The organism is Leisingera sp. ABM4_101, assembly GCF_056158725.1.
In genome coordinates this window covers 50,966-63,087 of the sequence record NZ_JBSWTV010000003.1, presented here as the reverse complement: position 1 = coordinate 63,087, position 12,122 = coordinate 50,966, and the positions used below count along the sequence as shown (strand labels likewise).

Genomic DNA, 12,122 nt, shown 5'->3' with positions numbered 1-12,122 from the left:
AGGCACACCCCCCGGGCGGGGGTGTGTCAGGGGTCTTACAATGCTGGACGCCGGAAAGGCCCGGCGGCAGGCACTGGGGCTTAGAAGTGGACGGACCGCGTGGTGGCAGGCTTTTCCAGCGGCGGGGCGAATTTGGTCAGGTCGATCCCTTCCACGGCCTCCTTGTATTCCTCCACGCTGGGGGTGCGGCCCAGAATAGCGGACAGGACGACAACCGGGGTTGAGGCGAGCAGGGATTCGCCCTTCTTCTCGGCAGAGTCCTCGACCACCCGGCCCTGGAACAGGCGGGTAGATGTGGCCAGAACCGTATCGCCCTTTGCGGCCTTTTCCTGGTTGCCCATGCAGAGGTTGCAGCCCGGACGCTCCAGATACAGGATGTTGTCGTATTCCGTGCGGGCGGTGCTTTTCGGCATGAAATCATTGAATTCAAAGCCGGAATAGCGCTGCAGGATTTCCCAGTCGCCCTCTTCCTTCAGCTCGTCGATGATGTTGTAGGTGGGGGCTGCAACAACCAGGGGGGCATTGAACGCCACCTTACCGGATTTCTTCTCCAGGTTCTTCAACATCTGGGCAACGATTTTCATGTCGCCTTTGTGCACCATGCAGGAGCCGACAAAGCCCAGGTCCACTTTCTTGTCTCCGCCGTAGAAGGACACCGGGCGGATAGTGTCGTGGGTGTAGCGCTTGGACACGTCTGCGTTGTTGACGTCAGGGTCGGCGATCATCGGTTCCACGATTTGGTCGAGATCAACGACAACTTCGGCAAAGTATTTGGCGTTGCTGTCCGGGGTCAGGGCAGGTTTTTCACCAGATTTTATTTCGGCGATGCGCTTGTCTGCCTTGTCGATCAGCCCCTGCAGCGTGCCGGATTCGTTGTCCATGCCCTTGCCGATCATGATCTGGATGCGGTTTTTGGCCAGTTCCAGAGAACCGATCAGGGTTTCATCGTTGGAGATGCAGATCGAAGCCTTGGCCTTCATCTCTGCTGTCCAGTCGGTAAAGGTGAAGGCTTGGTCGGCCAGCAGGGTGCCGATGTGCACCTCGATGACACGGCCCTGGAAGACGTTGTCGCCATGCTGCTTCAACATCTGGGCCTGGGTGGCGTGCACGACGTCACGGAAGTCCATGTGGTCTGCCATGGTACCCTTGAAGGTCACCTTGACCGATTCCGGGACCGGCATGGTGGCTTCGCCGGTTGCCAGTGCCAGCGCGACGGTGCCAGAGTCAGCGCCGAAGGCCACGCCCTTGGACATGCGGGTGTGGCTGTCGCCGCCGATGATGATGTCCCAGTCATCCACGGTAATGTCGTTCAGCACCTTGTGGATCACGTCGGTCATTGCGTGGTATTCGCCCTTGGGGTCTCGGGCAGTGATCAGGCCGAATTTGTTCATGAAGGACATCAGGCGCGGTATGTTGGCCTGTGCTTTCAAGTCCCAGACAGAGGCCGTGTGGCAGCCGGACTGATAGGCGCCGTCAACCGAGGGTGAGATGACGGTGGCGGCCATCGCTTCCAGTTCCTGGCTGGTCATCAGCCCGGTGGTGTCCTGAGAGCCGACAATGTTGACCTTGACCCGCACGTCAGAGCCTGCGTGCAGCACCGCGCCCGGGGTTGCACCGCGGGCATTGGCGTTAAAGATCTTCTCAACCGCGGTCAGGCCCTGGCCTTCGTGGGTGATTTCCTTGGCCGGGGCAAAAACCGGTGCTGGTTCAACGCCCAGCACCTCGGCAGAAAAGCTTTGCAGCTTCTTGCCAAAGACGATCGCATAAGAGCCGCCGGCCTTCATGAACTCGACCTTCTGCGGCGTGAAGGAGGCGGTGAGGTCGGCCAGCTCCTTGGAGCCGTCTTCGCTGTACAGCTTCTTGTCCTTGCTGTTGATGGTCAGCACGGTGCCGGTCTCAACCGAGTATTTCTGCTCTAGGACGGGGCTGTCGTCGTTGTTCAGGATCGGATTGCCTTCGCCGTCGACTTTCTTGACCCAATTCTTGAGGTCGATGCCGATGCCGCCGGTCACGCCCACGGTGGTCAGGAAGATCGGCGAGATGCCATTGGTGCCGCCTACAACCGGTGCGATGTTGACGAAGGGCACATAGGGGCTGGCCTGTTTGCCGGTCCACAGCGCCACGTTGTTGATACCGGACATTCGTGAGGAGCCCACGCCCATGGTGCCCTTTTCCGCCACCAGCATCACCCGTTTGCCGGGGTGCTGCAGTTTCAGCGCTTCGATTTCCTGCTGCGCCTTTCCGGACATTAGGCATTTACCGTGCAGCTCGCGGTCGGAGCGCGAATGCGCCTGTCCGCCGGGCGACAGCAGGTCGGTGGACACATCGCCCTCGGCGGCCACATAGGTCACTACCTGAATTTCTTCTTCGATATCCGGCAGCTTGGTGAAGAATTCAGCCTTGGCGTAGCTTTCCAGAATATCCTTGGCGATGCTGCTGCCTGCCTCATATGCGGCTTTCAGCCGGCCGGTGTCCGCCTCATACAGGAACACTTGGGTTTTCAGGACCTCTGCTGCGTCCCGGGCAATGCCGGCATCATCGCCCAGGGCCAGATCCAGCAGAGCCTCGACCGAAGGGCCGCCCTTCATGTGAGAGAGCAGCTCAAATGCGAAAGAGGTGGAGATCTCCGGGACATCGGCGTCGCCCAGGATGATCTCTTTCAGGAATTTCGCCTTAACGCCGGCCGCGCTCGTGGTGCCGGGCAAGGTGTTGTAGATAAGGAAGTTTAGCGAGTCGGCGCGGTGCGCGTTGCCGGCATCCTTGATTTGCGCAATGAGCTCTTCCACCAGGGCGCCGTCGTCGATGGGCTTAGGGTGCAGGCCCTGTTCCTTGCGGGTTTCGATTTCATTCAAGTAGTCAGTGTAAAGGCTCATGGCTATCCCGGCGAGTAAGCGTTCAGGTGATGGGGGGCCCAGGTTGCAGAAGCAGCCGACGGGCCCGGGTCTCATTTTGTATGCGGCGGTATACCATCCGGGAGGGCTTTGCAAGATCCCTGGCAGTGGCACGATGCCCCATCTGAACGGCCGGTGCCGCTGCGCGTTCGGGGTTCGCAGTTTTATCGCTGGATTGGCGTGTGATCCAAGCGTGACGAATCCGCGCAGACCTTGGGGCGGGCATGTTCAGCCGTGGCCGCCATCGTGGCTGAGGGGGCGCAGCAAGCGGCCGGCGGCCTGGTGAAGGAGTATTGAAAACACCCCCAGTGTCAGCATCGCGGCAAACATCAGGTCGGTTTTCGCGCGGCCGTTAGCCAGCAGCATCAGGTATCCAAGCCCGCGCGAGGCGCCGACCCATTCGCCGATCACAGCGCCGATGGGCGCATAGACCGCTGCCAGCCGCAGGCCGGACGCCAGCGAGGGCAGGGCCGCAGGCACCCTGATTTGCCATAGAATCCGCGACGGTTTGGCCTGCATGGCCCGGGCAAGGTCCAGATACCCTGGCGGGGTTCGCATCAGCCCGTCCAGAAAGGCAGAGGTGACCGGGAAATAGATGATCAGGACTGCCATGGCGATTTTCGACCACAGACCGTAGCCCAGCCACAGGGTCAGGATAGGGGCCAGGGCAAAGACTGGCAGCGCCTGGGTGAAGACCAGCACCGGCTGCACCAGGGTGCGGACCGCCGGAGATGCCGCCAGCTGGATGGCAGTGGCAATGCCCAAGGCGGCACCGATTACCAGGCCCAAAAGCACCTCGGCAGCGGTTACCGCCGTGTGTTCCGCGATGATCCAGCGATGGATCCACCAGGTTTCTGCCACCAGGGCCGGGCCTGGCAGGATAAAGCGGGGCAGCCCGGTCAGGCTGACCACCGCCTGCCACAGCAGGAGCGCAGCGGCGGCTGAGGCGAGGCCGGCCTTCCAGCCTGTCATCGTGCCACCGGGAACCCGGCCCAGGCCGCATCAAAGAAGGCACGCTCAAGTTCCACCGCGCGGGTGAACAGGCGGGTGGCCTCGGCCTGCGCTTCCGGTTCCAAGGCGGGGTAGGCTGCGTCCAGCTGTGCCCTGAGGTAGGCCACGACGCCTGCGAAGCTCTCGCCTGCGTGCAGGGTGATCCATTCGCCCAGCCAGAACGGCAGGTCCGCGGCCTGGTCCTCAACTGGGGCGGCCCAGTCCAGATAGATCCATTCAGCCACCACCAGGACCGCCAGCATGTTGGTATAGCTGCCGGACTGGCGGGCCTCGTCCATCAGGGCCTGGAAGGCGCGGGTTTCCGGTGCCGGCTGCTGGCCGCTGGAAGGCACGCCCAAGGCGTTGAGGCTGCGCAGGAAATAGGTGTCTTCCGGTCCGCAGATCAGGCCGAGGAACCGGGCGCCGGGCACCACGTCGGCCAAGCTGGGGCCATGGGCGACGGCAGCGGCCAGAAGGCGCACGAAGCCCTCGACAAAAAGGTAATCCTGCTGCAGGTAGCCGGCCATCTTGTCCCGGTCCAGCGAGCCATCGGCCAAGGCATCAGTGAAGGGATGGCGGGTCGCTGCGTGCCAATCGTCACGGCAGGTAGCGCGGAGCTGTTCGGTGATACTCATCAGTGGCCCTTTCTGAGAAGTGTGAGGAGACCCGCCTGCACCTTCATCACTTGCGGCGCGGCGGCGGGCCGGGGCAGGGGGATTTGCGGGGCAGGAACATCAGTTAGCCCCTGCACTGTCAGGATTTGGATTGAATGGCCCATGCGGGCGGCTTCGCCCGGGTCGTGGGTGACCAGCAGAACAGTACGGTCCTGCAGCAATTCGGCGGCAAGATCCTGCATGTCAGCCCTGGTTTGCGCATCCAGTGCAGAAAAGGGTTCGTCCAGCAGGATGACGGGTTTGTCTTCCATCAGGGTGCGCGCAAGCGCCACCCGCTGGCGCTGGCCGCCGGACAACGCGGCAGGTTTCTTGTGCGCATGGTCTGTCAGCTGCACCCGTTCCAGCAGATGCTGCAAACGGGCAGGGTCGCCCTTGCCGCCGCGCAGCCTGGCGCCGAGAGCGATATTCCGGGTGACGGTGGCCCAGGGCAGCAGCAGGTCGCTTTGTGCCATGTAGGCCACGCGCGGGGCGGGATCGGAGCCGTCCGACGCAGAGATCGTGCCGTTAAAGTCCGCCCCTGTCCGCAGCCCGGCGATCAGCCGGAGCAGGGTTGTCTTTCCGGTGCCCGAGCCGCCCAGAATGCAGGTCCACTGTCCGGCGGGCAGATCCAGTTTCAGCGGCGCAAACAGCCGTGCGCCGCCGATGCTGGCACTGCCCGCAACAGTGATCCCGGGCGCCGGCGTCATGGTTCCAGGCCCATCTGCCAGAACCCGGCCTCAAGTTCTGTGGCAGTGGAGAATGCCCGGCACAGGGACTGCCAGACCGGCAACTGGTCATAGGCTGTCCCCAGCCGCCGTTCCAGGGCGCTGTCCAGCAGGATGCCGGTATCGCGGCAAACCTGCTGGTACTCTGCCCCGGCATAGGTGCCGATCCAGGCGCTGTATTTATCGCTGGCGGCCTCTTGCGACAGCCGTGCGCCGATTTCGCCGTACCCCATGACGCAGGGGGCAAGTGCAGCCAGCAGGGTCAGGAAATCGCCGGAGTAGCCCGCCTCCAGCACATAGCGGGTATAGGCCAGGTTGCCGGGGCGTTCGGGGGTGGTGAACAGTTCCTCCTGCGGGATGCCTGCCTCTGCACAGATGCTGATATGCAGCTTCATCTCCACGCTGATCAGCGCGTTGACTGTGGCCGAGGCGGCCAGCATTTCCACGTGGGTTTCGGCCTTGACCACCGCCAGCGCCCAGGCGCGGGAGAAGTGGACCAGGAACACGTAGTCCTGACGCAGGTAGTGCAGGAAGGCTTCGCGCGGGAGCGAACCGTCGCGCAGGCCTTCGACAAAGGCATGGCGGGTGTAGTCGCGCCACAGATCGCCAGCCGCCGCCCGCATCAGCCCGAAAGCGCGGCCATAATCCGGAGCCGCGCTCATTTCGCGGTCACGTCGATGGTGATGGCCTCCACCGCATTGGTGCTGCTGATCATGCCTTTTTCTTGAAGGAACGCCTCGAACCGTTCATAGCGGCCGGCGTCAAACCCGGCCGGGCGCAGCGCAAAGCGGGGCAGGGTGTCGGTCCAGGCGCGGGCGTTCAGTTCATCTTGCAGTTCAGGTGACGTGCCCGAGAAGATTTCCCAGCTTTTCTGCGGGTTGTTGACGATGAACTGGGTGGCCTTTTCGGTTGCCGCCAGGAAGCGTTCAACCTTGCCTGCGTCCATGGTTTCGGGATTGGCAACATAGATCAGCTCGTCATAGGAGGGCACGCCTTCCTCCTCAATATAGAAGCAGGTGCCGGGGCGGCCTTCGATGTCCATCTGGTTCAGCTCGAAGTTACGGTAAGCCCCGATCACCGCATCGACTTGGCCGCTCATCAGCGAAGGCGACAGGGAGAAGTTCACGTTGATCATCTCGACGTCGTCCAGGGTAACGCCGTGCTTGCCCAGAACCGTTCCAAGGACAGCCTCTTCGACACCGGCAACAGAGAAGCCGATCTTCTTGCCCTTCAGGTCGGCGGGGGATTTGATCGGGCCGTCCTCCAGGACAAGCAGGCAGTTGAGCGGGGTGGCAACCAGGGTTCCGACCCGTTTCAGCGGCAGGCCTTCGTGGATCTGAAGATGCAGCTGCGGCTGATAGGAAACCGCCAGATCGGCCTGGCCGGCGGCCACCAGGCGCGGCGGGGCAGAGGGGTCTGCAGGCGGCACGATCTCCACCTCCAAACCCTGTTCGGCAAAATACCCCTGTTCCTGCGCTACGATGACCGGCCCGTGATCGGGGTTGATGAACCAGTCCAAAAGCAGGGTCATCTTGTCCTGGGCTGCGGCGGGGGTAGCGGCCAGAAGGGCAAGTACGGTTGCAAGTCTTTTCATGGAAGGCGTTTCCTTTGTGTTCACATGCGGGGGGCGAAGGGTGTTTGGCCGGCCGGATCTGTCAGCGGCAAGCGGCAGGCCATTGGCGGTGGAAGTGGTGGACAGGGCCGTGGCCTTGGCCCACCCCAAGCCCGTCAGCGGCAGCAATTGCACCTTGAAGGTAGGCGTGGGCTTCGGTGGCGGCCTGGGCCAGCGTTAGGCCTTTGGCAAGGCCCGCGGCAATGGCAGAGGACAGGGTGCAGCCGGTGCCGTGGGTGTTGGCCGTCAGCAGGCGCGGGGCGGTGAATTCGGCGATGACACCGTCAGCCGAGATCAGAAAATCATGGCAGGTGCTGCCGGTGCTGTGGCCGCCTTTCATCAGGACAGCCTTGGCGCCCGTGCGGCAAAGAGCTAGCCCCTGCGCGGCCATCCTGTCCGGATTGTCTGCGGGTGCCTCGTTCAGAAGGGTTGCGGCCTCCGGCAGGTTGGGGGTCAGCAAGGTTGCGCGCGGCAGCAGTTCCCGGCGCAGCGTGTCCACGGCCCCCTGCGCCAGCAGGGCGTCGCCGGATTTTGCCACCATCACCGGGTCCAGGACAACCGGGCCAGGATAGTCCGCGATGGCTTTGGCGACGGTTTCGATGATCTGCGGCGTGGCCAGCATGCCGATCTTAATGGCGCGTACATCCAAATCGCTGAGTACCGCATCGATCTGGGCGGCGACCACATCCAGCGGGATCTCATGCACCGCCGTGACCTGACGGGTGTTCTGGGCAGTGACTGCGGTGATGACGCTGGCGCCATACACTCCCAGCGCCGACACGGTCTTGAGATCCGCCTGGACCCCGGCGCCGCCGCCGCTGTCGGATCCTGCAATAGTCAACGCAATATGGGCCATTGGCACCCCCCCCAAAAAATTAAGGGCACCGCATACGGAATACGTCTTCAGGTTTGAGACCGTTCCCTACGCCGGTATTGCCCGGATCAGGTTCGATGGGTTAGCGCATCAGCGCCTCTCAGCCCCAAACGGGGCACCCCAACGGTTGCAGGCTGGATAGCAACGCCGCTGCTTTCCGTCAACGCCGCGCAGGGATGGCGCCGTTTTTTCCAGCCGCACCGCTGGTCATTGGGTGAAAAATTCAGTTGGATGGCACCGTCCCGGCTGCAGGCCGCCGGGCAGGAGAAGGCCAGAAAGGAAGCGCGCTGCCGTGGCAGGAGATGAGGATTGTTTTCAAGTTGCGCCATCTGCACGCGTCCTGACGCCAGAGGCTGCGGGTGTTGAAGTGCTGTTGAGGTGCATCGGCCGCAAAATACCGTTCCGGGCAGGGCCGCAGGCTTCCAGGCCGCTGCAGGACGGGCCGGGCGAAAAGCAGCGGGTCTATTGCGAAAGCTCCGGCTCGACTGGAGCGCCAAAGCTGATCCGCCGCCGCCCGGCCAGCTGGCGCGCCAGCTTTGCTGTCAATGCGCGGCTGCTGGCGGCAGGGCCGCAGGATGTCTATGCCGTGCTTGGGCATCTGGGGCATTCGCTCAGCCTGTATGCGGCAGTGGAAGCGTTGCATCAGGGTTGCGGGCTGGCGGTTTTGTCCAGGCAAAGCCTAGTGCAGCAGGCCGCCGCGGTCCGGCAATTCGGGGTGACAGTGCTATATGCGACGCCCAGCCAGCTGCGCCTGCTGACCGGCGCAGCCAAGGGCGTTTTCGAAGGCGTCAGGCATGTGATGTGCGGCGGTGGCAAGCTCGATGAGGCCCTGCGCAATGCCCTGGCGGACCGGTTTCCGGGGGCGCAGGTGCTGGAGTTCTTTGGCGCGTCCGAGACCAGTTTCATCTCTGTATCAGATGGCAGCACGCCGCCAGGATCGGTGGGCAAGGCCTATCCCGGGGTTGAAGTGCGGATTGGCGGTGGCGGCGCGCCGGGGGAGGCCGGGGAGATCTGGGTGAGAAGCCCGTATCTGTTTGAAGGCTATGAAGGAGGCAGCAGCGATCTGACGGCCTGGGACGATGGGTTCCTGTCAATCGGGGAAATCGGGGTGCTGGATGCTGGCGGATACTTGTACCTGCGGGGGCGGCGCAGCCGTATGGTGACGGTCGCGGACCAGAACGTTTTTCCTGAGGCGGTCGAGGCAGTTCTGCTGGCGGAACCCGGTGTTGCTGCTGCGGCGGTGCTGGCGCTGGAAGATCCGCTGCGCGGGCACCGGATCGTGGCGGTGGTGCAGGGCGGCGGCAGCGGGGCCGCACTGCGCAAGGCCTGCCGGGCTGCCTTGGGAGACGCTGCTGTGCCGCGGGAAATCCGCAAGACAGACAGGATGCCGCTGCTGCCGGCCGGGAAGCCGGACCTGCAGCGTCTTGCCCGGATGTGGCAGGAGGGGGTGCTGTGAGCCGGAGTTTTATAATCGCTGCCTGCCGCAGCGCGGTTGCGCCGCGCAATGGCGCTTTCAGGGCCTGTCTGCCGCATGATTTGGCGGCGCCTGTGATCAAGGATGTGCTGGCCAGGGCAGGCCTGGCACCGGAGCAGGCAGGCGAGCTGGTGCTGGCAAATGCCCTGGGAGCGGGGGGCAATCCTGCCCGTATTGCCGCCCTGGCAGCGGGGCTGCCGGAGCGTGTTGCGGGCCTGAGCCTGGACCGGCAATGCGCGGGCGGGCTGGATGCGGTGATCCTTGGCGATGCGATGATCCGTGCTGGGCTGCATGATGTGGTGATTGCCGGCGGTGCCGAAAGCTATTCCCGCCGCCCGGTCCGGATGCACACCTTTGCCGATGGCCGCCCGCCAGAGGCCTATGATCAGGCGCTCTTTACCCCCTGGCCGGACCGCGACCCTGGCATGGCGGAAGCGGCAGAGGCGCTGGCGCAGCAGCTGAAAATCAGCCGCGATGACCAGGACGCCTGGGCGCAGGACAGCCATGCCAAGGCCCTGTCTGCAAGACCGCGGCTGGCAGCAGAGATCACCCCGGTTGCAGGTCTTGGCCAGGATAGTTTCAGCCGGGCACTGGCACCCCGGCTGTGCGCGCGGGCCCGGCCGGTTTGCGGCAGCATCACTGCAGCGAACATGGCCGTTGCTGCGGATGCCGCGGGGTTTGTGCTGATGGTTTCGGAAAAGATCGCCCGGCGGCATCCGGGTCCCGCTGCAGCTGTGCTGGCTGGTGCCACCCTGGGCGCGGATCCAACGCAGCCGGGTCTCGCACCGGTCCCCGCTGTGGCTGCGGTGCTTGGTCAGGCTGATTTGACGCCGCGCGATCTTGCCGCGGCGGAGGTCATGGAGGCCTTTGCGGTTCAAGCCATTGCCTGCCAGCAGGGGGCGGGACTGCCGCAGGAGATTGTCAACCGGCACGGTGGCTCCCTGGCGCGCGGCCATCCGATCGGGGCTTCGGGCGCGATCCTGGCCGTGCGGCTGTTCCACGACTTGGCGGCGGGCGGCGGCACCGGCCTTGCGGCCATCGCATCCGCCGGCGGGCTGGGCAGCGCATTGCTTTTGCAGGCCTGAGCCTAGGGCAGTTTGCGGATCCGGTCGCTGGCGCGGATTTCGCCATCACCCACGATCCGGCACAGCACGCCGCGCAGGCGCAGGGGACGGTGCGGCCGGTGATTGATCCAGGCAAGGCTTTCGGCGCCGTAGCGGTCGCGCCATTTCACACAGGCCGTGTTGAACTTATCCGAAACCTCGACCACTGCGCTGCCGATTTGCAGCCGGGTGCCAACAGGCATGCTGGCTTCGCTCAGGTCCAGATCCGCGACGATCGTGTCGCCTGGATGCACTGTGTTCTTGCGGTCGCGCCAGCACAGGTCCACCACCCGCTTGGGCAGGATAGACACCTGGATCCGCGGGTCCGGGCTGCCGTCGGACAGTGTCAGCCACGGGGCTTTCAGCCAGCGCTCCCCTTCAATGCCGCGGGCTGCCGACAGCTGGAGGCTGGCAGGGAAGACACGCTCGCCATAGCCGGGGCGGAAGCACAGGGTTTCGATTGCCGCGCCGTCCTTGGGGGCCGCCAGGATGGCGGGCAGCGCCGCGTCGCATTCGGCGCGGGTGACGGGGTGCGGTCCTGGATCTGCAGAAGCCATGGTCATGCGGTGTCCTCGTTTTCAAAGCCGCGGAAGGTTGTGAAAGCGTCCAGCGGCTGCCGTTCCGTGCGGAACTGGTTGACTGCGGCCTGGCGATCCGGGTGGCCCAGGGCAATGCCGCAGACCACAAGTTCCTGTTTCGGCAGTTCAAGATGGCGATGGACAAGCCGGCCGTAGTTGGCCAAGGCACCGATCCCGGTAGCCCCGAGACCGTGGCTTTCTGCCGCCAGCAGAAAGCTCATGATGGCCATGCCAAGGTCCATGAAACACCCTTTGCCCATCCGCCGGTCGATTGTGGCAACCACCCCGACAGGCGCGCCGAAGAAGGCGTAGTTGCGGGCAAATTGCTGCCGCCGCCCGGCAAGGTCGCGGCGGCCGATGCCGAGGGAAGCATAAAGCGCATATCCGGCCTTGCGCTGCCTGTCCTTCAGCTCAGCGGGCATTGGGCTGGGAAAATAGGAATATTCGCTGTCCGCAGGGCGGTTTTCAGCGGCGGCCTGCGCCAGTTCCGCGGTCAGCGCAGACAAGGTGGCGCCGGACAGCACGTGAAAGGTGCCGGGCTGCAGATTGGCGCCGCTGGGGGCTTGCCGGGCGGCGGCGCAAATCCGCTCCACCGTGGCGCGGCGGACCGGGGCGCTGGTATAGGCCCGGACCGACCGGCGGTTTGACAGGAGTTGTTCGAACTCAGGCAGCATAGGCGCGCGACAGCACGCTGGAGGGGCGGGCCTTGTATAGCGCACCGGTGATCAGGCCGGCCAGAACCGCCTTGATCAGATCGCCGGGCATGAAAGGCGCCATGGCGGTCAGCAGCGCTTCGCCGAAGCCCGCGGGCTTCATCACCATGTAATAGGGGACCGCCACCAGGTAGAGCGCGCCGATGCCGCCCGCGACGGCGGCAACTGCAGCGATGACGGTGACATTGCCGGATGTCCATTTCTCCATCACCAGACCGGCAGCAAAGGCCGCAACCGGGAAGCCGTAGTAAAAGCCGGCCCAGGGGGTGGTGAACACGCCCAGGCCGCCGCGGCCGCCTGCCAGAAGCGGCAGGCCGGCAGCCACTAGGACCACAAACAGCAGCACTGCCAGCGCGCCGCGTTTGGCGCCGAGCACGGTTCCGCACAGCATGATCCCCATGCTTTGCGCGGTGATCGGAATGCCGCTGGCCAGGGTCAGCTTGGGCACCAGGCCCAGGGCAGCGATGAGCGCTGTGAACAGCGCGATGAGGACGACATTGCGTTCCATG

At 64.3% G+C, this 12,122-nt stretch carries 12 protein-coding genes and 1 riboswitch; of the genes, 2 read left to right on the top strand and 10 right to left on the bottom strand.

The window, feature by feature from the left end; genetic code table 11:
• Positions 1 to 80 precede the first annotated feature (80 nt).
• From ACXAEK_RS22200 to thiD, 7 genes are all read right to left on the bottom strand, one after another.
• A complete protein-coding gene (locus ACXAEK_RS22200; protein WP_475045447.1) occupies positions 81 to 2,873 on the bottom strand; it encodes a bifunctional aconitate hydratase 2/2-methylisocitrate dehydratase in 2,793 nt (930 codons plus the stop codon).
• Positions 2,874 to 3,119: 246 nt separating this feature from the next.
• Positions 3,120 to 3,863: an ABC transporter permease gene (locus tag ACXAEK_RS22195; RefSeq protein ID WP_475045445.1), complete on the bottom strand. Its 744-nt coding sequence runs from the start codon at positions 3,861 to 3,863 to the stop codon at positions 3,120 to 3,122.
• Complete coding sequence (locus ACXAEK_RS22190; protein ID WP_475045444.1) at positions 3,860 to 4,516, bottom strand: TenA family protein; 657 nt, start codon at positions 4,514 to 4,516, stop codon at positions 3,860 to 3,862. The genes ACXAEK_RS22195 and ACXAEK_RS22190 overlap by 4 nt, the downstream gene beginning before the upstream one ends.
• Complete coding sequence (locus tag ACXAEK_RS22185; RefSeq protein ID WP_475045442.1) at positions 4,516 to 5,241, bottom strand: ABC transporter ATP-binding protein; 726 nt, start codon at positions 5,239 to 5,241, stop codon at positions 4,516 to 4,518. Before ACXAEK_RS22185 ends, ACXAEK_RS22190 begins: the two co-directional genes overlap by 1 nt.
• Positions 5,238 to 5,921, bottom strand: a complete 684-nt coding sequence (gene tenA, locus ACXAEK_RS22180; RefSeq protein ID WP_475045441.1) for a thiaminase II — start codon at positions 5,919 to 5,921, stop codon at positions 5,238 to 5,240. Before tenA ends, ACXAEK_RS22185 begins: the two co-directional genes overlap by 4 nt.
• Complete coding sequence (locus ACXAEK_RS22175; RefSeq protein WP_475045439.1) at positions 5,918 to 6,853, bottom strand: ABC transporter substrate-binding protein; 936 nt, start codon at positions 6,851 to 6,853, stop codon at positions 5,918 to 5,920. The genes tenA and ACXAEK_RS22175 overlap by 4 nt, the downstream gene beginning before the upstream one ends.
• Positions 6,854 to 6,914: 61 nt before the next feature.
• Positions 6,915 to 7,727 (bottom strand): bifunctional hydroxymethylpyrimidine kinase/phosphomethylpyrimidine kinase, encoded by an 813-nt coding sequence (gene thiD / locus ACXAEK_RS22170; protein ID WP_475045438.1) that lies wholly within the window; start codon positions 7,725 to 7,727, stop codon positions 6,915 to 6,917.
• Between the two features lie 46 nt (positions 7,728 to 7,773).
• Positions 7,774 to 7,878, bottom strand: a riboswitch (TPP riboswitch).
• A gap of 234 nt (positions 7,879 to 8,112) precedes the next feature.
• On the opposite strand from thiD, the gene ACXAEK_RS22165 reads away from it, so the two are divergent.
• Both ACXAEK_RS22165 and ACXAEK_RS22160 read left to right on the top strand, forming a co-directional pair.
• Positions 8,113 to 9,201: an AMP-binding protein gene (locus ACXAEK_RS22165; protein ID WP_475045555.1), complete on the top strand. Its 1,089-nt coding sequence runs from the start codon at positions 8,113 to 8,115 to the stop codon at positions 9,199 to 9,201.
• Positions 9,198 to 10,304: a thiolase family protein gene (locus ACXAEK_RS22160; protein ID WP_475045436.1), complete on the top strand. Its 1,107-nt coding sequence runs from the start codon at positions 9,198 to 9,200 to the stop codon at positions 10,302 to 10,304. Before ACXAEK_RS22165 ends, ACXAEK_RS22160 begins: the two co-directional genes overlap by 4 nt.
• A 2-nt stretch (positions 10,305 to 10,306) precedes the next feature.
• Here the strand turns inward: ACXAEK_RS22160 and ACXAEK_RS22155 are convergent, their stop codons facing one another.
• Genes ACXAEK_RS22155 through ACXAEK_RS22145 form a run of 3 tightly spaced genes read right to left on the bottom strand, consistent with a single transcriptional unit; the run spans position 10,307 to position 12,121 of the window.
• Positions 10,307 to 10,885 (bottom strand): hypothetical protein, encoded by a 579-nt coding sequence (locus tag ACXAEK_RS22155; protein ID WP_475045435.1) that lies wholly within the window; start codon positions 10,883 to 10,885, stop codon positions 10,307 to 10,309.
• Positions 10,882 to 11,574 carry a nitroreductase gene (locus ACXAEK_RS22150; RefSeq protein ID WP_475045433.1) on the bottom strand — a complete coding sequence of 231 codons (693 nt, stop codon included), beginning with the start codon at positions 11,572 to 11,574 and terminating at the stop codon, positions 10,882 to 10,884. Before ACXAEK_RS22150 ends, ACXAEK_RS22155 begins: the two co-directional genes overlap by 4 nt.
• Positions 11,564 to 12,121: a biotin transporter BioY gene (locus ACXAEK_RS22145; RefSeq protein WP_475045431.1), complete on the bottom strand. Its 558-nt coding sequence runs from the start codon at positions 12,119 to 12,121 to the stop codon at positions 11,564 to 11,566. The genes ACXAEK_RS22150 and ACXAEK_RS22145 overlap by 11 nt, the downstream gene beginning before the upstream one ends.
• Between the last annotated feature and the right edge of the window lies 1 nt (position 12,122).